General features: G+C 62.4%; 20 protein-coding genes. 10 read left to right on the forward strand and 10 right to left on the reverse strand.

Annotated elements, in window-relative coordinates; genetic code table 11:
* The first annotated feature begins 40 nt into the window (after window positions 1-40).
* From DBP26_RS17720 to DBP26_RS17730, 3 genes are all read left to right on the forward strand, one after another.
* Window positions 41-1,288: a D-amino acid dehydrogenase gene (locus tag DBP26_RS17720; RefSeq protein WP_108238855.1), complete on the forward strand. Its 1,248-nt coding sequence runs from the start codon at window positions 41-43 to the stop codon at window positions 1,286-1,288.
* A gap of 148 nt (window positions 1,289-1,436) precedes the next feature.
* A complete protein-coding gene (locus DBP26_RS17725; RefSeq protein WP_108238854.1) occupies window positions 1,437-2,111 on the forward strand; it encodes an HAD family hydrolase in 675 nt (224 codons plus the stop codon).
* A gap of 90 nt (window positions 2,112-2,201) precedes the next feature.
* On the forward strand, window positions 2,202-3,656 hold the full coding sequence (locus DBP26_RS17730) for an MBL fold metallo-hydrolase (protein ID WP_177411080.1): 1,455 nt from the start codon (window positions 2,202-2,204) through the stop codon (window positions 3,654-3,656).
* Between the two features lie 169 nt (window positions 3,657-3,825).
* On the opposite strand, the gene DBP26_RS17735 is transcribed toward DBP26_RS17730, so the two are convergent.
* Window positions 3,826-4,785: a DMT family transporter gene (locus DBP26_RS17735; RefSeq protein WP_177411081.1), complete on the reverse strand. Its 960-nt coding sequence runs from the start codon at window positions 4,783-4,785 to the stop codon at window positions 3,826-3,828.
* Window positions 4,786-4,884: 99 nt separating this feature from the next.
* Between DBP26_RS17735 and DBP26_RS17740 the strand changes: the two genes are divergently transcribed.
* The gene (locus tag DBP26_RS17740; RefSeq protein ID WP_108238852.1) at window positions 4,885-5,748 is read left to right on the forward strand and encodes a LysR substrate-binding domain-containing protein; all 864 of its coding nucleotides are present in this window, start codon (window positions 4,885-4,887) and stop codon (window positions 5,746-5,748) included.
* A gap of 365 nt (window positions 5,749-6,113) precedes the next feature.
* Window positions 6,114-7,688, forward strand: coding sequence for a hypothetical protein (locus DBP26_RS17745; protein ID WP_108238851.1), 1,575 nt, complete (start codon window positions 6,114-6,116; stop codon window positions 7,686-7,688).
* Between the two features lie 127 nt (window positions 7,689-7,815).
* Here DBP26_RS17745 and DBP26_RS17750 read toward each other — a convergent pair whose 3' ends face one another.
* Window positions 7,816-8,709, reverse strand: coding sequence for a LysR family transcriptional regulator (locus DBP26_RS17750; RefSeq protein WP_108238850.1), 894 nt, complete (start codon window positions 8,707-8,709; stop codon window positions 7,816-7,818).
* A gap of 94 nt (window positions 8,710-8,803) precedes the next feature.
* Between DBP26_RS17750 and DBP26_RS17755 the strand changes: the two genes are divergently transcribed.
* The gene (locus DBP26_RS17755; RefSeq protein ID WP_108238849.1) at window positions 8,804-9,970 is read left to right on the forward strand and encodes an MFS transporter; all 1,167 of its coding nucleotides are present in this window, start codon (window positions 8,804-8,806) and stop codon (window positions 9,968-9,970) included.
* Between the two features lie 54 nt (window positions 9,971-10,024).
* Here DBP26_RS17755 and DBP26_RS17760 read toward each other — a convergent pair whose 3' ends face one another.
* Window positions 10,025-10,924 (reverse strand): LysR substrate-binding domain-containing protein, encoded by a 900-nt coding sequence (locus DBP26_RS17760; protein ID WP_177411082.1) that lies wholly within the window; start codon window positions 10,922-10,924, stop codon window positions 10,025-10,027.
* Window positions 10,925-11,025: 101 nt separating this feature from the next.
* Here DBP26_RS17760 and DBP26_RS17765 point away from each other — a divergent pair, with 101 nt between their 5' ends.
* Complete coding sequence (locus DBP26_RS17765; RefSeq protein WP_108238848.1) at window positions 11,026-12,327, forward strand: aspartate aminotransferase family protein; 1,302 nt, start codon at window positions 11,026-11,028, stop codon at window positions 12,325-12,327.
* A 22-nt stretch (window positions 12,328-12,349) separates the two neighbouring features.
* Here DBP26_RS17765 and DBP26_RS17770 read toward each other — a convergent pair whose 3' ends face one another.
* Complete coding sequence (locus DBP26_RS17770; RefSeq protein ID WP_108238847.1) at window positions 12,350-13,012, reverse strand: hypothetical protein; 663 nt, start codon at window positions 13,010-13,012, stop codon at window positions 12,350-12,352.
* A gap of 150 nt (window positions 13,013-13,162) precedes the next feature.
* Complete coding sequence (locus tag DBP26_RS17775; RefSeq protein WP_108238846.1) at window positions 13,163-14,155, reverse strand: alpha/beta hydrolase; 993 nt, start codon at window positions 14,153-14,155, stop codon at window positions 13,163-13,165.
* 150 nt (window positions 14,156-14,305) lie between these two features.
* Between DBP26_RS17775 and DBP26_RS17780 the strand changes: the two genes are divergently transcribed.
* Entirely contained in the window at window positions 14,306-14,989 is a 684-nt protein-coding gene (locus DBP26_RS17780; protein ID WP_108238845.1) for a lipopolysaccharide kinase InaA family protein, read from the forward strand.
* Between the two features lie 184 nt (window positions 14,990-15,173).
* Here the strand turns inward: DBP26_RS17780 and DBP26_RS17785 are convergent, their stop codons facing one another.
* A complete protein-coding gene (locus tag DBP26_RS17785) occupies window positions 15,174-15,905 on the reverse strand; it encodes an SDR family oxidoreductase (protein ID WP_108238844.1) in 732 nt (243 codons plus the stop codon).
* 87 nt (window positions 15,906-15,992) lie between these two features.
* Here DBP26_RS17785 and DBP26_RS17790 point away from each other — a divergent pair, with 87 nt between their 5' ends.
* On the forward strand, window positions 15,993-16,400 hold the full coding sequence (locus DBP26_RS17790) for a helix-turn-helix domain-containing protein (RefSeq protein WP_108238843.1): 408 nt from the start codon (window positions 15,993-15,995) through the stop codon (window positions 16,398-16,400).
* A gap of 32 nt (window positions 16,401-16,432) precedes the next feature.
* Here the strand turns inward: DBP26_RS17790 and DBP26_RS17795 are convergent, their stop codons facing one another.
* The 4 genes from DBP26_RS17795 to DBP26_RS17810 are packed head-to-tail and all read right to left on the reverse strand — an operon-like array spanning window position 16,433 to window position 19,518.
* Window positions 16,433-17,050: an SAM-dependent methyltransferase gene (locus DBP26_RS17795; RefSeq protein WP_108238842.1), complete on the reverse strand. Its 618-nt coding sequence runs from the start codon at window positions 17,048-17,050 to the stop codon at window positions 16,433-16,435.
* The gene (locus DBP26_RS17800) at window positions 17,037-17,828 is read right to left on the reverse strand and encodes a PIG-L family deacetylase (RefSeq protein ID WP_108238841.1); all 792 of its coding nucleotides are present in this window, start codon (window positions 17,826-17,828) and stop codon (window positions 17,037-17,039) included. Before DBP26_RS17800 ends, DBP26_RS17795 begins: the two co-directional genes overlap by 14 nt.
* Window positions 17,816-18,850 (reverse strand): acyl-CoA dehydrogenase family protein, encoded by a 1,035-nt coding sequence (locus tag DBP26_RS17805; RefSeq protein WP_108238840.1) that lies wholly within the window; start codon window positions 18,848-18,850, stop codon window positions 17,816-17,818. Before DBP26_RS17805 ends, DBP26_RS17800 begins: the two co-directional genes overlap by 13 nt.
* The gene (locus tag DBP26_RS17810; protein ID WP_108238839.1) at window positions 18,847-19,518 is read right to left on the reverse strand and encodes a glycosyltransferase; all 672 of its coding nucleotides are present in this window, start codon (window positions 19,516-19,518) and stop codon (window positions 18,847-18,849) included. Before DBP26_RS17810 ends, DBP26_RS17805 begins: the two co-directional genes overlap by 4 nt.
* A gap of 362 nt (window positions 19,519-19,880) precedes the next feature.
* Here DBP26_RS17810 and DBP26_RS17815 point away from each other — a divergent pair, with 362 nt between their 5' ends.
* Window positions 19,881-20,738: a glucose 1-dehydrogenase gene (locus DBP26_RS17815; protein WP_108238838.1), complete on the forward strand. Its 858-nt coding sequence runs from the start codon at window positions 19,881-19,883 to the stop codon at window positions 20,736-20,738.
* The last annotated feature ends 26 nt before the right edge of the window (window positions 20,739-20,764 follow it).

A 20,764-nucleotide genomic window follows, 5' to 3' on the forward strand; every position in this document is an offset into this window, starting at 1 on the left:
CTAGCCGCCTTCGCAACACGTAACGAATGAGGAATGACCTGTGCAGGTAGTGGTGATAGGAGCAGGGGTGGTCGGGCTGACCAGCGCCTGGTATCTGGCGCAAAAAGGCTTGAACGTCACCCTGGTCGACCGTCACACCGACGTCGCCCAGGAAACCAGTTTTGCCAACGGCGGCCAGTTGAGCTACAGCTATGTGGCACCGCTTGCCGATCCGGGTGTGATCGCCAAGCTCCCGCAATGGCTCTTGCGTGCCGATTCTCCGCTGCGCTTCAGACCGCGCCTCGACCCGCTGCAATGGCGCTGGTGCCTGCACTTCCTGCGCGCCTGCAACGACGCGCAGGTCCGCCGCACCATTGGTGAAATGCTCAGCCTGTCCTACTTCAGCCGCGATGCGCTCGATGAGTTACTCGCCGCCCATCCATTGGACTTCGACCTGATCCGCACGGGCAAGCTGGTTGTGTATCGCGACGCCGCCGCGCTGGCCGCAGCCGTTCCCTTGGTTGACTGGCAGCGGGGACTGGGCGCCGACCAGCGCGTGCTCGATGGTCCTGCCTGCGTCGACTTGGAGCCTTCGCTGCAATCCGTGGCTGGGCAGCTGGCGGGCGGAATCTACACGCCAGGGGAGGCGACCGGGGATTGCTATCGGTTCTGTCAGGCGTTGAAGAGGTTGCTGACGCAACTGCCCAACGTCACCTTGGCACTGGGCCGGGAAGTGCGCGCACTGGTAGGTGAGCGGCAGCGAGTGGTCGCAGTGCGAACCGATCAAGGTGATCTGCCCGCTGACGCGGTGGTGGTGGCGGCAGGGATGTTCAGCGTGCCGTTGCTTAAGCCCCTGGGTATCAGGTTGCCGCTTTATGGCCTCAGGGGCTACAGCCTCAGCGTGCCGCTGGACACCGCCATCCAAGTGCCGCACCTGAGCATCACCGACGCCGCGCGCAAGATTGTCTATGCGCCCTTGGGTGGGCAGTTGCGGATTGCCGCGATGGTCGACATGGGGGTGAGCCGAGCCGATGTCGACCCTGCACGCATCAGCCTGCTCAAACAGCAGGTGGCTGAAACCTTCCCTGATCTGGACCTTGGGCGGGCCCAGGCATGGGCGGGCTTGCGGCCCAGCACGGCGCATAGCAAACCCCTGATTGGTCGCGCGCAGGGCATGGGCAATCTTTGGTTGAACGTCGGGCAGGGGGCGCTGGGTTTCACGCTGGCACTGGGCAGCGCCAAGTTGCTCGCTGCACAGATGACCGGTGCATCCTCACCGATCGATCACGGGCCTTTTCAGCCTCGTTAGCGCTGGGCGGCGGCGACGTTTCCCGCGCCGGTTGCTCCCTGATCTCACCAGGGTCTCCAGAAGGCCTACCGTTCCCGAGCGAAACGCGGAACGCTTCGCCACTTCGGTTCTCGAATGCGTATGCCTGCCACTGTACTGGAGCAAGACCATGAGCCCGACGACTTCTTTCATATTCGACCTGGATGGCACGCTGACCGACAGTGTTTACCAGAACGTTGCAGCGTGGAAACAAGCGCTGGACGCCGAGGGCATCCCGCTCGCCATGTGGCGTATACACCGGAAGATCGGCATGAGCGGCGGGTTGATGCTCAAGTCGCTGGCCCGGGAAACGGGCCTGGAGATTCCCGCCGAACAGGCCGAGCGACTGAGCGATCTTCACGCTCAGGCGTACCGCGATCTTCAGGGTCAGATCACACCGTTGCCGGGTGCCAATGAGTTGCTGGAAACGCTCACACGAAACGGGACAAAGTGGTGCATCGCAACCAGTGGCGGAAGCGAGACCGCGACGATCAACCTCAAGGCGCTGGGGCTCAAGCTGGAAGATGTCTTGCTGATCAACCGTGATGACGTCAAATACGGCAAACCCGATCCCGATCTGTTCATCGCGGCCGCTCGGCGCCTGAAGGTGCCGATCGAGGAGTGCCTGGTCATCGGCGACGCCATCTGGGACATGCTCGCGGCCCGTCGCTGCAAGGCCACCGGCGTCGGCCTGCTGTCGGGGGGCTATGACATCAGTGAGCTGGAGCGGGCAGGGGCACTGAGGGTGTACGAAGATGCGTTGGATTTGCTCGATCATCTGGATGAAATCGCCTCGCGTCCGTAACCGACCCCGAATCCGTTAACGATGCCATCTGCAGCGCGCTTTCGCTGCCCAGTCTGAACTCACGCCTGTGTCCCAGGCCAAGGAGCACCGATGAACCCTCCAAAAATCGTCCATCATGGCGCGGGCCAGGGCGTAACGGGGTCATGCCACCAATTCTGGATGGACGACGAGACGAGTGTGTTGATCGATTGCGGCCAGTTTCAAGGGCTGGAAGCCGATGAGGTGGGTGATCGCCTGGGGCTGGACTTCTCGATCACCGGTATCAAAGCGCTGGTGGTCACCCACGTGCACATCGACCATGTCGGGCGCATTCCGAACCTGTTGGCGGCGGGGTTCGACGGGCCGATCCTGTGCAGTGAACCCTCCGCGAAGCTGTTGCCCATCGTGCTCGAAGACGCGTTTCACCTTGCGATAGGCGATGACGCACATGAGTTGGAGCGCTATCTGTCCATCGTCGAGCAACGGCTTATCGCGCTGCCGTACAACCACTGGTTCACCCTCCACGACGACGGCGCTACAACCTGTCAGGTCCGCCTGCAACCGGCAGGGCATGTGCTGGGGGCGGCCTACGTCGAATTGGAGCTGGGCCAGGCGAACCTGGAAAGCAGGCGCATCGTGTTCAGCGGCGATCTGGGTGCGGCGCATTCGCCGATTTTGCCCGATCTGGTGCCGCCGGAACGCGCCGACCTGTTGATCCTGGAAAGCACGTACGGTGATCGATTGCACGAGGATCGAACGCACCGTGAGGAACGCTTGCGCGCGGCCATCGAGCGGGCGCTGGCGGACGGCGGGGCTGTGCTTATCCCATCGTTCAGCATCGGTCGCACTCAGGAGTTGCTCTACGAACTGGAAGACATCATCCACGAGCAGATGCAAAGGGCGGTGGCGCCAGAGCGCGAGGAGCCAACGTCAACGGCCCATGATCGGCCGGATGTGGATTGGCCGCAGCTGCCGATCATTCTCGATTCTCCGCTGGCCAGCCGCTTCACCGACACCTACAAGGCACTGCAGGGGTATTGGGACGAGGACGCGCTGGAGCGACTCAAAGCAGGGCGCAAACCGCTGTCCTTCAAGCAATTGATCACGGTAGACAGCCATGACGAACACATGCGGATCGTCGAACACCTGAATGACACCGCACGACCCGCCATCGTGATCGCCGGCAATGGCATGTGCTCGGGGGGCCGTATCGTCAATTACCTCAAGGCGTTATTGGGCGATGCCCGGCACAACGTCGTGTTCGTCGGTTATCAGGGCAAAGGCACCCCCGGCAGGGACATCCAGACCCATGGGCCGGAAGGCGGGTTTGTGGTCCTCGACGGTGAGCGCATCGACATCAAAGCGGGAATTGAAAGCGTGGGGGGCTATTCGGCGCATGCCGATCAGGCCGATCTCCTCGATTTCGTCTTACGGATGAAAGAGTGGCCGAAAGAGATCCGTCTGGTGCACGGCGAGGCTCAAGCCAAGTCCAGCCTGGCCCACGAACTCGAAAGGCGGTACCAAGAGGCCGATAAGAACGTGCTGATTACAGGTCTGCCCAGTTGATCGTTTGATCTGGCTGGAGGCTGAGGTTGTCGCAGCGACGCGAGCGTGCTCTCGGCGTGAAGCGTTCGCACCCACTGCCGGGATGTACAAGAGGCCGTTCGCATCGAGTGGGTAAGCCGTTCTGGAGGGACGTCGCGCACCTGACGGTTTGCTTCCCCCGTAACGTTGATCATCGCGATTTCTCCGCTGAGCCAGCCAACTGGGGTGTGGGCAGCGGGCGATCGGCTCTGCGCTGGATGTTCACCATCAACAGGCCGGCAAGAGACAGAAGGGCGCCAGCGATGAAGCCTTTAGAGACGGTCTCGTCCAGCAGCCAGACGCCCAGCAGTACGCCAAAGAGCGGAGTCATGAAGGCCAGGGTGCTCAGCCGGGCCGCCAGGTAGCGTTTGAGCATCCAGAACCAGATCAGGTAGCTGGCGAACGAGACGGCCAGGGTTTGAAAGAGCAAGCTCCCCCAAACCATGGCGTCGAATGCAGGCAGTCGGGTTTTCCCGGCGAGCAAAGCCAAGGGTAAGAGGACCCACGCCGCCCCCATGAGCTGGTAATAGAGCGTCTGGCTGGCGGGTGCATCGCTCAGCTTGCTTGAACGCACCGCCACGGTCGTGAAGCCCCAAGCGGCACCCGCGCACAACCCCAGCGTATCCCCCAGCAGTCGGTGAGCCAGTGCCGGCTCGTCGGCACCTTCATGGCTCCCCGCCAGAAACGTGATCGCGATTCCGGTAAATGCCGTGCCAACACCTACCCACTGGCGCACGCCAAGTCGCTCTTCAATCAGGCGCACATGCAGCCCGACGGCTGCGAACAGGGGAGCGGTGTAGAGAAACACCGCCATGTGCGACGCCGTCGTCCAGCGCAAGCCTTGCGCAATGCAGAGAAACTCCGCCGCGAACAATAGGCCGACCACCAATCCTGAACGACGCCAGAGGTGGGGCAGCCAGGCTTCCCGCGCGATGACCCGACCGAACAGCCAGACGAGGGCAGCGGCGACCGCCGAGCGAAGCGCTACTTGCATCATGGGGTCTACCGCCCCTGCGATGGCTTTTATCGCGACCTGTTGAGCCCCCCACGTCAGGCACAGGGTCACCATGACCAAGGCTGCAATGGCATCTACTGGTTTTCTCGCTGACACGGTGGATTGTCCTGTGGCCTGTGATTCAGCCATTGTCTCGGCGCCGCTCGCGCGCTACAAATCATCCCTTCTGTCTCTATACAAGAGAAAAACTACGCCATGCGACCGGATACGCCATTCAAGGCCATCGCTTGTTTTGATGCCGTCATGCGCACGGGGAGTGCAAAGGCGGCCGCCGATGTGATGTTCGTGACCCCCGGCGCCGTGGGGCAACAGCTGCGCAAACTGGAGGGGTGGCTCGGGGCGCAGTTGTTCATCCGCAGCGTTCGCAAGTTGCAACCGACCGAGGAAGCAGTGCGCTACTGGCAGCAGATCCAGCCTGCCTTGGCGCAAATGGATGACATCCATGCCCGGCTGCGTGGCACGTCTGTATTCGAGGTTTCCCTGAGTCTGCCTCCGGCATTCGCCAGCACCTGGTTTGCGCGGCGCATGCCCGACCTGATCCAGCACCTGCCGGACTTACAGCTCCACCTGAACGCCAACGCCGAGGCGGTCGATCTGCGTGCGGGCACCTATGACCTCGCAGTCCGCCACTTCGATGGCCAGGATGACAGGCTTCACAGCCGCCTTCTTTTGAATGATGAGGTGAGGGTTTATTGCAGCCCCCATTACCGCGAGCGTCTTCAGCTGTTTGCGCTGGAAGACCTGCGCCGTGCGACGCTGATTCACACGACATCCCACGCGAACTGGTCTCGTTGGCTGGCGCAATCGGGGGCATCCCTCTCTGGCAAGGCAGGCGGTGTACGCTTCGACCAGTCCGAGTTGGCCATCGACGCCGCGAGGCGAGGCCAGGGCTTGGTGCTGACCAGCCCCTGGCTGATAGAGGAGGATTTGGAAAGCCACCGCCTGGTTCAGTTATTCGACTGCACTTTGATCACGGGCAAAGGGTACTACGTGGTGTATCCCATCGATTCGCCGTTAAGTGTCGGTGGGAAAGTGCTGTATGAGTGGTTTTTTCAATGACGCCGGGCTTCCCATGGCTGTGAGCGGCGCCCAAGTGATCGACAAGTACCTGCACCGGGTGTGTAAAAAGTCATCTTTCTGCAACACAACCGTCAAATAGCGCTCGTTTTAGAGGAACCGGAACCGCGCGGTCGGCCACACAGCAGGTTGAAACCATCGCGCAAAGCAGCGATGACGGACTGCTTTCCGGTAACCAAGAGGACTTCTTCATGCGCGTGTCTGGCCAGCAACCCCCCAGTGCCCCACCCTCCATAGAGCTTCAAGACCGATCAGGGTCGCCGGCGATCAGCGATCACGCTTCCGTGGCGCAGGGTCATCCCCAATCGGGGCAGGTGGCTGCAGCGGCAACGAGCGAATCCCGCGAAATGAGGCATTTGCTGACGGACTACCTGCGCACGCAGTTCGCGCCCTATCTGGAGCACCTGGACGCGGAATCACCGCATCGCAGCGAGATCACTCAGATCATTGAGAGCCGCGTCAACAAGCTGATGCAGGAGAATATTTCGTTCGAGGAACTTCGATCGGTCATGGAGAAAGGCGAGAAGATGGACCGTAACGCGTCCATCGGATCGGGCACGGTGGGCGGCGTGCCATTTGCAGTGGCGTCGACGCTTCAAGCCGCCATTCCCGCCATTACGGGGATCGGTGCGAAAATCCCGAACCCGGTCGCCAAAGCCGCTGCTATTGGGGCGATATCGCTCGCAACGGCATCTGCAATGGATCAGGTGGGTGGCGCCTCCATCAAAAAACTTCGAGAAGATGCCTATTACCTGCACGCCCCCTCGGACAAACTTCACGAGTCGTTGAACGCCGCGTTGGCGACCATCGACACCAAAGCGAACCTGGCCATCGAAAACGCAAAAGAAGCGCAGACCTTCACTGTTCGTAATACCGCCAGGACCGTTCTTTCTCCGGTGCTCGCCAAAGTCGCTCCGGCGGCCGAACCCATTGTGGATACCGCCATTGCCATCGCAGGCGGGCTCGCCGCGGGCGCCGGTTCGGGCTACCTGGCCCACAATCGCCGTACCGAGCAGCACACCAGTGGTCCCGCGCTCCTGTTGGGGCGTCGGGATACGGAGCCCAAGCAGGACCTCAATGACGAAACCGAATGGTTCGACACCTTCCAGGCATTGCGCGAAGCAAAAACCGCGCGTACGCCCCTTGCCAATGCAGGCGGGCGATTGGCCGACGCAGGCCGCACCTTGATAAACGATCCGTTGGGGGCGATCTCGAGAACGGCCAAAGGCACCTTCACCCCTGCCGGCGCCGCCAACGTCTCTACGTTGACCGGTGGCTTCACCGTGTTGGAGGCCAGCAAAGGTGCTGCCGTCAATGCATTGAGTAACCACCCGGCCCTGGGGTCGTTGGCCAAACACGCCATCAACACAGTCGGCGGCGCGGTGGTGTTCGGTGGCAACGCCGCGAGCGTCGCGGTTGCAGACCAACTGGTCGATGATTTGAGGTCGCGAGGCAAGACCACCGCCGAACCGGCGGCCGGTGAGACAGCGTCCGTTCGCTCGGTGCCCGAAGAGCCCGAGGAGGTCGCTGAAGAGGCCACTGGTCGGAGCAGCAGATCGTCCAGTCAGCGGTCTCAGCGGGCTGCTTCCGACGCCAGTTCGCTTCCGCGCACCAGCCTGACCAGCAACCGCATCATGAGCGCGGATAACACACCGCGTCATTCTCTCAGCGCTGCCTCGGTCAACAGTCGGACCAGACGGGACGGCGAGCAGGCGCAGTCAACGATCGCCAGCAGATCTTCCGAAGAGGCGGTGCGGCCCGGTTCGCGTGCTTCAGCGGCACCTGCCGACATCCAGCGCCAACCTGCGGTGCAGCCTGATGAGGCCTCGGACGACGGCGCATCCAGCTACTACACCGCGACGGGAAGTGATTCCGGTGACGATGAGTCCGCCTACTTCACGCCGCCACAAACGCCGGTTTGAGCGGGCCTGACGATCGGGGGCGCGCGCGGGTCGCGGTCATTGAGGAGGGCGCTACAGCCCCAACGCCTGGGCTTGAATCGGCCACATTGGGCACCAGATGGGTGCCTTCCGGATGCCGAGCAAATGCCTAGATCCGGTGATGGGCCACCAGGTAGTCGACGAATAGCCGGACACGTGCCGGCATCGTCGTGCCGCCTACGAATACCGCATGAATAGGCTCCTCATCCCCAGGGTTGAAGGCCTCCAGAAGCGGCACCAGGTCGCCGTGTTGCAGGTCCTCGCTGACGGTGAACCGGCCAATGCGCGCGATGCCGGCGCCTACCCGGGCGAGCTGCGCGAGGGCTTCACCGCTGCTGCATTCGATGTTGCCGCTGACCTTGAGTGAAAACACCTTTGCATCCCGGATGAACGGCCAATTCGGTTCGGCACGCCGGAAATTGAAGCGCAGGCAATTGTGTTGAAGCAGGTCTTCAGGTGCCTGAGGAATGCCACGGCGCCGCAGGTAGTCAGGCGAGGCCACCACGACTTGGTCGGTGCCGCCGATCCTTCTCGCAGTCAGCGGGCTGTCGGGTAGATGACCGAAGCGCACGGCCACGTCGGCCTGGCCCCCGAGGATGTCGACCACTTCGTCACCGAGCGTGAGGTCGACGACGATGTTCGGGTAGTCGGCGCTGAAGGCCGCCACCAGAGGAACGATCGCCATTCGGCCATGACCGAGGGCGGCACTGACCCGCAATCGGCCGCGGGGTACGCCTTGCTCGGCAATGGCTGCTTCGACCTCGGCCATGTCGGCCAGGATGCGTCGGGCGCCGCGCAGGAAGGCCTCGCCCTCGGCGGTAAACGTGCTGGCCCGAGTGGTGCGCAACAGCAGGCGAGCACCGAGACGTTGTTCGGTCCGGGCGATGATCCGGCTGACGGCTGAGGGTGTCAGTCCAAGCGCGCGGGCGGCGGCAGACAGGCTGCCTTCCTGTGCCACCGCAGCGAACACGGCCATTTCCCCCGACCTTCCGCTAAGGTCCATTTGTGCTCCCTACGCAAAGGTGATTGCCAGAAATCATGGCTACTGCCTGAAATCGCCGGATTGTAGCATTGGCGGCACAGATAAGGAGCCTTCCATGCGTATCAACCCTCCGCTCGTTTCACTCGCCGTGGGCGCCTTCGGTATCGGCGTCACCGAGTTCGCCCCCATGGGCATGTTGCCGGGCATCGCTGCCGATCTCGGCGTATCCATTCCCGCCGCAGGCTTACTGGTCAGTGCCTATGCGTTGGGCGTACTGATCGGCGCGCCGCTGATGACCCTGACCACAGGCCGGGTGCCCCGTCGTTACCTGCTGATTGGGCTCATGGCCATTTTCACCTTGGGTAATTTGATGTCGGCCCTGGCGACCGATTACTCAAGCCTCATGATCGCCAGGGTGGTCACTTCACTGAATCATGGTGCGTTCTTTGGTGTGGGCTCCGTTGTCGCCGCCAGCGTGGTCGCCCCGGAAAAACGAGCCGGGGCGGTCGCCTCCATGTTCATTGGCCTGACCGTAGCGACCATCGGCGGTGTGCCACTGGCGACCTGGTTTGCCGAACTGTTTGGCTGGCGCACCGCATTCGGGGGCATCACCTTGCTTGGGGTTATCGCGATGCTCGCTTTGTGGTGGGCGCTGCCCAATTTGCCTTTGCCGCAAAGCGGCGGCGCCCTGGCCGAAATCCGCGTACTGGGTCGCGGTCCGGTACTGGGCGCCTTGGCGCTGACGGTGGTCGGCTCCGGTGCGATGTTTACCGTCTTCACCTACATCGCGCCGATGCTCAACGCCGAGGCCCACGCGTCCACTGCTTTCATCACCGCGATGCTGGTGCTGTTCGGCGTGGGATTGACCCTGGGTAACGTGTGGGGTGGCAAAGCCGCAGACCGCTCGGTCGACCGCATCCTGATCGTCTCGCTGAGCGTGCTGATCGTCGTCTTGCTCGCCTTCACGGTGCTGATGCAGTGGCCACTTCCGGCCGCGGTCGCGATCCTGATCTGGGGAATCGCCAGCTTTGCCCTGGTTCCCCCACTGCAGATGCGCGTCATGGAAGCGGCAAAAGATGCGCCCAACCTGGCTTCTGCGGTGAACATCGGTGCCTTCAATCTCGGCAACGCCATCGGTGCCGCCGTGGGTGGCGCCGTGATCGACGCCGGCCTCGGTTACCCGGCGGTTTCCCTGGCCGGAGCCGCCATGGCGGGGCTGGGGCTGTTGATGGTCCTGGCGTTTGCCTGGCGCTCCAGAGCCACGGCTGCGGCGCTGGTGTGACGGGGCATCCCCGGCAACGGGCAGCCAGCGCCTGATGCCGTCGGGTGCTTCGCGTCAGAGGTAGGGCAGCGCCGAACGGATATGCTCCCGCAGCGCGGTCACCAGGCTCGACGGCTGGCGTTGGTCAGTCTTCAACGCAATCGCGACGTTGGGTAGCACCGGCAGCCCGCTGTCAGCAGGCAGGACATGTAAATCCGCAGGCACGGCGGTCTGCGTCAGTACGGCAATGGCTTGCCCGGAACGTACAACGGCGATCAGCCCTGTCAGGCTTTGGCTGGCATAGGCCAGACGGAACGGGCGTCCGATGCCTTCCAGGCTGATGATGGCTGCCTGATGGTCCAGCGTGTCCGGGTCGGAAAGGGCCAGTTGCAAGGGCGTCATCTGCGGTGCATCGCTGCCTCGCGCACCCACCCAGACCAGGGGTTCGTAGCGGATGACAGCATTGCTCGCAGCGTTTTGCGGCAGGGAGATGATCGCGATGTCCAGCAGATGGTCGTCCAGCCGCTCGAGCAGTCGCGGGGTAGGGGCGCAGTACACCTCGACCAGGACTTGCGGATGGCGAGCGGCGAAGTCACGCAGCAGCGGTGGTAGAAAGACAGCGGCATAATCATCCGGGCATCCCAGCCGGATGTGCCCGGACAACCCTCGGCCAGACATCTCGGCGATGGCTTCATCGTGCGCCCGCAGGATCTTCTGCGCATGGGCGAGCAGTCGGTCGCCGTGCGCAGTCAGCAGAACGCCACGGCCCGTGCGCAGCAACAAGGGTTGATTGACGGTTTCCTCCAGCCGCTTGACTTGCATGCTGATGGCCGCCTGGGTCCTGCCCACGCGATCTGCCGCCCGGCTGAGCGCGCCGGTCTCGGCAATCATGACGAAGGTGCGGAGCAGGTCCAGGTCGAGGTAGGCGTTCAACGTGATGCCCTTTGAGGTATAAGTTCTGCTGAATTCAAGCATAAGAACTATTCGTTTTGGTTGAGTATTTCAAGCGCCTAGACTCCTCTCCAACGCACTGACCGCCGGCATCCGTCTCCGGCCATCTTTCTGGAGAGACTCACGTGTCGAATAATGTGGACCCAAACTTTTGGCACAAGGCCCAGAGCCATCTGATTCGCTATGGCGGCCGGTTCGAGTCCCGGATCATCGAACGCGCCAAGGGCAGCTTCGTCTATGACGCCGACCAGCAGCCGATCCTCGATTTCACGTCCGGGCAGATGAGTTCGTTACTCGGCCATGGTCACCCGGAGATCTGCGAAGTGGTGCAAGGCCATATCCGCGACCTGGATCACCTGTTCAGCGGAATGCTGAGCCGGCCCGTGGTCGACCTGGCGCAGGCCCTGGCGCAGACACTGCCCCAGACACTCTGCAAGAGCATGTTCCTGAGCACCGGCGGTGAAGCGAACGAGGCGGCGATCAAAATGGCCAAGCTCGCGACCGGCAAATATGAGGTCGTCGGTTTCGCCCAGTCCTGGCACGGCATGACGGGCGGTGCGGCATCGGCGACGTACAGTGCAGGCCGCAAAGGCTACGGTCCGGCTGCGGTAGGGTCCTTCGCCATCCCTGCGCCATACCCTTATCGCCCCCACTTCGTAAAAGAGGGTGAGATGGACTGGCAGGGCGAGTTGGACTACGCCTTCGCCCTGATCGACCGCCAATCCAGCGGCAGCCTCGCAGCGTTCATCGCTGAGCCGATTCTCAGTTCCGGTGGGTTGATCGACTTGCCCCTCGGTTATCTGGCGGCCCTCAAGCGCAAGTGCGAAGAACGCGGCATGTTGCTGATTCTCGACGAAGCGCAAACCGGTATAGGCCGGACCGGCCTGATGTATGCATTCGAGCGGGACGGTGTGGTTCCCGACATTCTGACGTTATCGAAGACCCTCGGCGCCGGGCTGCCGCTGTCTGCGGTCATCACCAGCACGCCTATCGAAGCGTTATGTCACGAACGGGGTTTTCTGTTCTACACCACCCACGTGTCCGATCCTCTGCCCGCCGCTGTGGGCCTCAAAGTGTTGGAAATCGTCCAAAGAGACGGCCTCGTGGCGCGGGCGAAAACGGCAGGCGCGTATCTGGAAAAAGGGCTGCGGGGACTGCAGGAGCGTTTCGACTGCATAGGCGACGTGCGGGGGCGCGGTCTGTTGCTGGGGATGGAAATTGTCGCCGATCGCCAAAGCAAACTGCCCGCTCCCGAACTGGGTGCTGCGATCACTCGGGAGTGCATGAACCTGGGCCTGAGCATGAACATCGTGCAGTTGCCTGGCATGGGCGGCGTCTTCCGCATCGCTCCGCCATTGACGGTCAGTGACAGCGAAATCGATCTTGGCCTGGAGCTATTGGGCAAGGCGATCGCCAAAGCGCTGTGATGAAGGGCTCGATGAAGCGAGCTTATGGAGGAGGCAGAAAGCTCGGGTCTTGGCTGAAAATCTCGTCGTAGAGCCTGGCGACGGCTGGCGTCAGGTTCACCCGTGAGGGCGTCAAAAAGTCCTCGTGGGGCGCGAGCCGCTTCACGTACATCACCTCGAAGACACGTCGAATCACACTGGGCTGCAGCTCTTCGCGATCAAAGCCAGGCAGGATGCCTGAGGCGATGTAGCCCGCCCGTTCCAATGCTCGTTGCATGTAGGGCGCGTGGGTAGTCGCCATGCCGTAGATCAACCCGGCGCCCATTTGTTGGCCCATTTGGGTGCCCAGTTCTTGAGCGGCGACCGCCAGATTCGAGTGGCGATGGGCCGCTGAAACGGCGCCGAGCCGACCGAAGATGATGTCGGGGCCGTCCACCTTCTCCCACGCTGCGATGGCGACGATCTCACCTGCGTGTCGGACAACGACCACGAGGAACGGCGTATTGCTTCGGTCGCTCCCCAGCACGTCCTTAACGTAGAACCCGGGGTCGAGGAATGACTTGGCCGACCCGACCGTGATCGACGGCAACCAGGTGTTGAAAAACTCAATGGCGGTAGCGATTTCGGCGGGGCTTAGCAGATCCCAAACATAACCCTCGGGCAGTGGGGTGAAGACGCGGATTTCGTTGATGGAAGGCCACTTCATCGTCGGTTTCCTGTGGGTTATTCAATTTTTCCAGCACGCGGTACGGTTGGCGCGGGATGAAACACCTGCCGAGCATTCACCGTTTATGAGGCAAACCTACTAGAAGGTAGGTCGCTAATGCAACCTTATTCTGGGACGCGGCCAGGCGCTTCAGACTGGGTTGGCAACTATCGCCTGGATAAAACGATCAACCTCCTGATTCAGTTCTTCGTCTTCCGGGGCCATGTCGAACCCACCGTGCGGCATGGCCTCGAAGACGTGCAACTCGGCGGCCACGCCCGCCTGACGGAGCCGTCGATGCATGCGGACCGTGTTGGACAGAAACAGGTCCCGCGTACCGGCTTGCAGGAAACTCGGTGGCCAGCCATGGAGGTCGGCAAAAAGCGGGGACAGATAGGGATGGGAAAGGTCTGCGCCATTGGCGTAGAGAAGGTTACACGCCATCAGTGAATCCGGCAGCCGCACGTCAATGAGACGATTGACCGCGAAGCTGTCGCCTGACTCGGTCAGGTCGACTTCAGGCGATAGCAGCACCAAACCGTCCGGCAGCCGCAGCCCCGCGTCACGGGCACGCGCAACCAGCGCTGCGGCGAGGTTGCCTCCTGCGGATTGGCCCCCGACGATGATTCGACTGTAACGTTGCAGAAGGTACTCATACGTCGCCAGACAATCGTCCAGTGCCGCCGGGTAAGGGTGGTCGGGCGGCATTCGGTAGTCGATGGCGTAGCAGCGAATCTGATGGCGATCGGCGAGGATGCGTCCGGCCTCGCGGCATGCCTTTCCGCCGCCACTGATCAGCGCACCGCCGTGAAGATATAGGTAAGCCGCTGGAGATGGTGAACTCGCCGCTGGGGTTGCGATATGCACCGTCGCCGGCCCGATCCGCACCGTTTCGACCGTTGAGTGCAGGTCGGTGGCACGGGTATCGACCCTTGCCTCATATTGGGCATCGATGGCCCGTTGCAGCGCCCGCCATGCATCATGGTCCGTCAGGTCAGGCAAGACATGCCCTGCGTTATAGGGCACGCCCTCTGGGCTCACCAGCCGAGTCAGTGCTGCGCGAGCTTCGTTGCTGACCGACGCGGGGAAGGGCACCCGGCGTGCCGGCAGTTGCAATCCTTCTGGCTGTTTCGAACCGTTCATCGGCTGCTCCTGAGGATGGATCGGAGGAATTGAAAGCCTGCTAAAGGAAAACAGGCATTGTGAAGGAAATAATGCTAAAACGCTGGGCTGATGGCGTAGTGGAGGGCGCATTCCGGTCCCTCGAGCAGGCATCGAAAGGAATTTAAAACAATGAGTAGCCTTGTCGCTCAAGACTTTGATCGTTGGTGGAACACGAGCGGACCGTGGGTAGAAGAGCCCAATGTGCGCCGTAGCGGGACGAGCGGGGTTCAGCGGGTGGTCCATGATGGATCGATCGTTTATGTAAAACGGCAGACGGGACATACGTTCCGAAGCCTGCGTTATCCGTTCGGGCGCCCTACCGTGATGCGCGAAGGCGCCGCGCTGGACAGGCTGCAGGCGTTGGGCGTCAAGGCCCCACAGCCAATTTTCTATGGCGCTCGCAAAGTGTCCGGGACTTGGCAAGGGCTTCTGGTGACGCGGAATCTCGAAGGTTTCACGGACCTCGATTCATGGTTTGCCGATGATGCCCAGGCGGATTTGTCGCCGGAAGATCACCTGACGCTGCTAAACAACCTTGCCGTACTGCTCGCCAGGCTTCACCGCGGACGTCAGCAGCACGGGTGCATGCGGTCCAAGCACATTTTCATCAACGCCGATGCAGCCAAGCAAGACGTTCGCTTCGACCTGGCGTTGTTGGATCTCGAAAAGTCCCGCCCTAGAAATTCAGTGATGCGGGCGGCGCGGCACGACGTGACGCAACTGCGCCGGCACTCCTATTGGAGCGACGCACAATGGAGTTTCTTTCTGGAGCAGTATCAGAAGGCGTTAGGCCGCGGGGTCGCTTTCGCCTAGCGAGCAAGGTCAAGGGCGCGCGGGCTCAGAGATAGAAAACACCTGAGTCGCATCGCCCCCCTGCGTCGTCGTTCACCTCCCGTGGTTCTAGATGGCGATACCGTTACGTTCCCCATCCGCCCATGTCAGGGCTCTCGACGCTTTGTCTCCGGCCTCAATGCGGGCCGGAAACAAGGCTCTGACTTCACACCTGACCCATACCGCCGTCGATGCACAGTTCCGAACCTGCGATGTAGCTGCTCTCGTCGCTGGCCAAGAAGAGTGTCGCCGCAGCGACTTCTTCCGGCCTGCCGAGGCGCCGGAGCGGGATGAGGTCGGTCAGCGACCTTCTGACGTCCTCGGACGCGCCTGCGAACATGGGCGTGTCGATCGGCCCCGGGCTGACCACGTTGACCCTGATGCCCCGTTCGGCCAGCTCGCGTGTCCAGGTTCGAGCGTATGCCCGCAATGCAGCCTTACTGGCGCCATAGACGCCATAGCCCGCCGTGCCGATGAAACCGGCAATCGACCCGATCAACACTACGCTGGCGCCGTGCGGCATCAGCGGTAGCATGCTTTTCAGAATGAACAGTGGCGCTCGCACGTTGGTATCGAACGTCTTGTCGAAATGCGCCGCGGACGTTTCCGAAAGCAGGGAGTGCTCGGAAATTCCGGCGCTCAGCACAAGAATGTCCAACCGCCCCACGTGCTGTTCGATGGCCTGAAGGATCAACGCCAAGTCCTGTTCGTGGGTGACATCGGCGTGGATGCCTTGGGCGCGTTCACCGAGTTCGGCCAGCGCGTTGTTCAGTGAGTCCGGATTACGGCCAGTGATGAAAACGGTGGCACCTTCCTCGACGAAGCGCTTGGCAGTTGCCAGTCCGATACCGCTGTTGCCGCCAGTGACCAAGGCCACTTTTCCCTCTAGTTTTGTCATCGGTAATCCTCCAGTGTGGGCTGAGGATTACGATATATTTCGTATACTTGGTGTCAATTACGCACTTTCAGGAGCCTAGGTATACCCATGGAAACCACACTCACCCCACCCCCTGAACAGGTGTTCGCCGACGTATTGGCGACGCGTCCGGTTCTTGATCAGATCGCGAACAAGTGGTCGGTGCTGATCCTGACGGTGATTTGCACCCGCCCGTCGCGTTTCAATGCCATCAAGCGACGGCTGGGCGGCATCACCCACAAGGCGTTGACCGAAGCGCTGCGACGGCTGGAACGAAACGGGCTGGTGACGAGAACAGTGATCACGTCATCGCCGATCGCGGTGGAGTATGCGATTACGCCGCTGGGCTGTTCACTCCAGAAGCCGTTTTCAGCGCTGTTCGAATGGGCAGTGGAGTATCAGTCGGCCGTCGAGCAGGCGCAGCGCGCATTTGACACGCTGAAAGCCGCTCGCGAAGAGGTGATCGAAACCTCGTAATCGTCCGTCTTCCCTGGCCGCCGGTACGCTGCTCAACCCCTGGGGCCGGAGGCCGGGTAAGTTTCCGTGAGGTCGAAATGGAAAGGCGCCGCGGTCCAGTATTCGAGAAGGAAGTCCTGGTCCTGGTGAACGACCAGACGCGTCATGCCCAACCGTTGGTGCAATCGTCGATGAACTGCCCCTCCTGTCTGTGGGCACCCGTCGATGGGGTGTAGCCAGTGGCACGCCAGCACGCCACCTTCTGGTGTCAGGCTGGCGCGGGTCTGGTCAATGACGGCGTCCCATTGATCGGTGGACAGGTAATAGCCAATCTCACCGAGCACGATCAGGTCGAAGGCGCCTTGCGGCCAATCCCGCGGTAGCGTGGCCTGCTCGACACGGGCATGGGGAAATTCGTTCAATCGCTCCCTGGCCAGGCTCACGGCTTTGGCATTGACGTCCTGGCAAAGCAAGTGCCTTGCCCGTTGCGCAAGGAGTCCGCTCAACTCGCCATTGGCGCAGGCGGGCTCGAAGATTCGGTCGTAGCGCTGACGGGGCAGCGTGGCCATGATCAAGGCGCGCTTGCGGTGCTCGTACCAGCGTGTGCGAAAGGACCAAGGGTCATCGCTATCCGTGAAGAGTTGGTCGAAATAGGCTTCATTCACCGTCATGGGAGCACCTGCTCAAAAACACCAGTTCGAAGGGCTGTAGCAGCCGTTGCAAGGTGGCTTCGGTCAAGACAGCCGGTTGTGTGCCCTGGGGCGTCAACTGGGTGACGTGGGCGGCGATGGCGGCGTGCTTGCTCTGCAGGGTGGGCGGGTCCAGCGCAATCTTGCGCGCGTGCGCCCAGGGGAGCCGTTCATCTTCCGGATCAGCCCAGTGCCAGGCCCAGACCGGCACCTCGATCAACGGCAGACCTCGTTCTGACGCTACCCGCGCGCATGCCTGGCCTGTGGCGTCGTGGTCGCAATGCCCATCATGACGCCACGTCGTGAGCACGGCATCCCCAGGCTGCAACACGGCGCGCAGGTGCTGCTCCAGCCGATCGATTCGGGAAGCGGCCGCGCTGTCCGGAAGGCCCAGCCGGTGCCACACGACTCGCTCGCTGTCCAACCCCAGACGATCCAACGCGAGGCGGCTCTCCTCGGGACGTTGCCGCCGCAGGGCTTCCGGCGTCCACTCCAGCGATTCGGGGTGACTGGCTTCGCCATCGGTGACCGCGATCATCACCAGGCGCGCCTCGTCACCCGCCATCGCCCGAAGCAGGGCGCTGCAACCGAGAATTTCATCGTCTGGGTGCGGCGCTACCACCACCAGGCGTTCGAAGTTGTTGCGCAGCGTGAGCACCTCGATCCAGGGCGTACGGGCCACAGCGCGGGAGTGCTGCCATGCGGCGAGGGGCGTGCCTGGCCCTTGGATCGGGTTCTCTTCAAAGGTCACAGCATCCATGAGGCGTCACTCCCCGCCGCGGCCCATTGCCCCAGTTGGGCAAGATCGCGCTCCGCATGGCTCTGCCGCATGAAGACCGGCAGGTCCGCTGCGAGCCGAGCGAAATGGCCGTTGCGGCAGAACGGCGCGGCGCCCAGCGCTCGGCCCACATGGTCCGTCACTTGGTGAACGGCGTACTCGACCTGGGCCCGTGCCTGGAACGCCTGACGTGATGCGTCGGCATGTGGGTTGGCATCGACCCATGCAGCGCTGGCGCGTAGCAGCTCGCGAGCGCCGGCCAGTGCAGCGTCCACTGCGCCCAGGTGCGCCAAGGCGTGAGGGTCAACGTGGGATGACTGGCAGCGCCGATGCAGGTGACCCGCAAGGCCCAACGCCGCTCCGTACCAGCAGGCCGCGATGCCGATGCCGCCGTGCCAGAAGCCGGGGCGATTGACGTATTGTCCCGGTTCGCCCACGAGCACGGCAGGGTAATCGGTCAGTTCGAGGTCGACGGTTTGCGTAGCGGCCATGCCGACGGCCTGCCACTGGTCGACGATGACTTTTCCTTCGTGACGGTCAAGGTCAATCGCCGCCAGACGGGGCTGTTGAGCGTCGTCCCATACGGTGAGCAGCGCATGGTCCACCTGCCGCGCGCCGGAGCACCAGGCCTTGCGTCCGCTCAGGCGCAGCACGTGGCCGTGTTGGGCGGTAATCCGCACCCGGGCGTCAGGCGGTTCTGCCGCCCAGACCGCCCACAGCCCCTTCGTTTGGGGTACGTTCGCCTGGCATTCATGGAGAATGGCCAGCGCGTCGGTGTGCGATTCGTAGAGCTTGGCCAGGCACAGGTCGGCGGCTGCCACCTGTGCCAGTCGCTGCCAACGCTCCAGCGTGGCGCCGGCGCCGGGGAAGGGCAACCGGTCAAGTGAAGCCGAATGCAGCGCGCGCAGCGCCTCGGCAATTTGCGTGGCAGAGTGATCGCGGGTGTCAGCCTCAGCCACAGGCCGAAGTAGCGTTTCGAGTGCCGACGGGTCGAGGGAGGTCATGCCGCACCTCCCTCCAGGCCGCCAGCGAGCGTCTGCAGATAGCTTCCGAATCCACCGTGTGCCTTGAAGTCCATGCGCGCGCTGGTGCGCACGCGAACCGACCGGCTCCAGGCGATGTTGGCGCCGAGCGCTTGAAGCGCCTGGACCAGATGAACGTCTTCGTGACAGGGCATGGCCGGAAAACCGCCCGCCAGCACGTAGGCTGCGCGCGTCACGCCCAGATTCGCGCCATGGATATGCCGATGATCGTCGCGGTCCGAATAGGCCGCTTCGTAGCGCTGGCGCACGTCCGTGCTGTATTCGCTCCAATCGTCTACGTCGACGACGCCACAGACCGCGTCCGCCTGATGGGCCAGTTGGGCAGCCAGCCAGTTGAACGGCACGGTGCTGTCGGCGTCGGTGCACGCCAGCCACCGCGCGTCGGCGTCGATCAGGATCTGGGCCCCTGCGGCCCGTGCGGCGCCCACGTTGCCCGCACTCACTTCGACGACTTCGACTGGGTAGCGCCGAGCGATGGCCAGAGAGTCGTCGGAGCAACTGTCCAGCACCACGACAATTTTCACAGGCTCCCCAGCCAGGGTGGGATGCGCGGCGGCCGTCAGGACACTGAGCAAGCACGCCTCCAGGTAGCGTTCTTCGTTGTGAGCCGGGATGACAACACCAATCATGGCTGAGCCTCGTGGCGGAATGTGGGGTCAAGAACACACCGGTTACCCGGTGATTGATCGCTTTCGTGCACCCGCGCAGGCAACTTCGAGATGCCGCTTGGCTGTCCAAGCGGCAGTGCCGGGCATGCGTCTGTCAGGTTGCGAAAAGCGCGGTTCATGGGTTCGGTACATGGGTTTGGTTCAAGGGGTAGGGCACAGCGTGGGAGTGCATCTGCATTTGAATCGTTCCGCCTTTTTGCATGATCGGCGCGCTGCGAACGTTTCATCGAGCAGTGGGTGAATGAGTGCGAACTCCTGGCCGGCTCGCCAAGTCCACCCATAACGCATGCACGTTGCGTGTGACCTTACACAAGGAGAACGACATGACCGATTACCCCAAACCGCCTTTCAAGGCTCAACAGCAGCCGGTACCAGGCGACCAGGGCAGAATGGAGCCCTATCCGGATTGTGGCGAGAACCGTTACAAGGGGTCCGGTCGGCTGGCGAACAAGATTGCGCTGATCACCGGAGCTGACAGCGGGATTGGCCGCGCCGTGGCCATCGCATTTGCCCGCGAAGGCGCGGACGTCGCGATCTCGTACCTGGACGAGCACGAGGACGCCAAGGAAACCGCACGCTGGGTCGAAGAGGCGGGGCGGCAATGTGTTCTGATTCCGGGCGACCTCGCGGACAAGGCCCATTGCTCCGATGTGGTCCAGAAGACCGTCGATGCATTTGGGCGCATCGATGTGTTGGTGAACAACGCCGCGTTCCAGATGAGCCACGAAACCATCGAAGAAATCACCGATGAAGAATGGGTCAAGACCTTCGATATCAACATCACGGCAATGTTTCGCCTGTGCAAGGCCGCGTTGCCGCACATGGCAGCGGGCAGTTCGATCATCAACACCAGTTCGGTCAATTCCGATTCGCCCAAACCCACGCTTTTGCCGTATGCCACCACCAAGGGCGCTATCGCCAACTTCACTGCCGGGCTGGCGCAGATGCTCGGGCCGCGGGGCATTCGGGTCAACAGCGTCGCGCCTGGGCCGATCTGGACGCCGTTGATCGTATCGACCATGCCCACCGAGGAAGTGGAGCATTTCGGCGAGACCACCCCACTGGGGCGTCCGGGCCAGCCCGTGGAAGTGGCGCCGATTTACGTCCTGCTGGCCTCGGATGAGGGCAGCTACATCTCCGGTTCGCGGTACGCGGTGACAGGCGGCAAGCCGATTCTCTAATCGAGGGATTCGGGCTCTGCGCGCGG

Origin of the sequence: Pseudomonas sp. RIT409, from assembly GCF_003052515.2 — a bacterium.
Lineage (GTDB): Bacteria > Pseudomonadota > Gammaproteobacteria > Pseudomonadales > Pseudomonadaceae > Aquipseudomonas.

Bases quoted from the DNA above. Each gene is read 5' to 3' on its own strand.
- DBP26_RS17725 (WP_108238854.1), top strand. From the start codon at position 1,437: ATGAGCCCGACGACTTCTTTCATATTCGACCTGGATGGCACGCTGACC.
- DBP26_RS17730 (WP_177411080.1), top strand. From the start codon at position 2,202: ATGAACCCTCCAAAAATCGTCCATCATGGCGCGGGCCAGGGCGTAACG.
- DBP26_RS17740 (WP_108238852.1), top strand. From the start codon at position 4,885: ATGCGACCGGATACGCCATTCAAGGCCATCGCTTGTTTTGATGCCGTC.
- DBP26_RS17745 (WP_108238851.1), top strand. From the start codon at position 6,114: ATGAGGCATTTGCTGACGGACTACCTGCGCACGCAGTTCGCGCCCTAT.
- DBP26_RS17750 (WP_108238850.1), bottom strand. From the start codon at position 8,709: ATGGACCTTAGCGGAAGGTCGGGGGAAATGGCCGTGTTCGCTGCGGTG.
- DBP26_RS17755 (WP_108238849.1), top strand. From the start codon at position 8,804: ATGCGTATCAACCCTCCGCTCGTTTCACTCGCCGTGGGCGCCTTCGGT.
- DBP26_RS17760 (WP_177411082.1), bottom strand. From the start codon at position 10,924: ATGCTTGAATTCAGCAGAACTTATACCTCAAAGGGCATCACGTTGAAC.
- DBP26_RS17770 (WP_108238847.1), bottom strand. From the start codon at position 13,012: ATGAAGTGGCCTTCCATCAACGAAATCCGCGTCTTCACCCCACTGCCC.
- DBP26_RS17775 (WP_108238846.1), bottom strand. From the start codon at position 14,155: ATGAACGGTTCGAAACAGCCAGAAGGATTGCAACTGCCGGCACGCCGG.
- DBP26_RS17780 (WP_108238845.1), top strand. From the start codon at position 14,306: ATGAGTAGCCTTGTCGCTCAAGACTTTGATCGTTGGTGGAACACGAGC.
- DBP26_RS17785 (WP_108238844.1), bottom strand. From the start codon at position 15,905: ATGACAAAACTAGAGGGAAAAGTGGCCTTGGTCACTGGCGGCAACAGC.
- DBP26_RS17790 (WP_108238843.1), top strand. From the start codon at position 15,993: ATGGAAACCACACTCACCCCACCCCCTGAACAGGTGTTCGCCGACGTA.
- DBP26_RS17795 (WP_108238842.1), bottom strand. From the start codon at position 17,050: ATGACGGTGAATGAAGCCTATTTCGACCAACTCTTCACGGATAGCGAT.
- DBP26_RS17800 (WP_108238841.1), bottom strand. From the start codon at position 17,828: ATGGATGCTGTGACCTTTGAAGAGAACCCGATCCAAGGGCCAGGCACG.
- DBP26_RS17805 (WP_108238840.1), bottom strand. From the start codon at position 18,850: ATGACCTCCCTCGACCCGTCGGCACTCGAAACGCTACTTCGGCCTGTG.
- DBP26_RS17810 (WP_108238839.1), bottom strand. From the start codon at position 19,518: ATGATTGGTGTTGTCATCCCGGCTCACAACGAAGAACGCTACCTGGAG.
- DBP26_RS17815 (WP_108238838.1), top strand. From the start codon at position 19,881: ATGACCGATTACCCCAAACCGCCTTTCAAGGCTCAACAGCAGCCGGTA.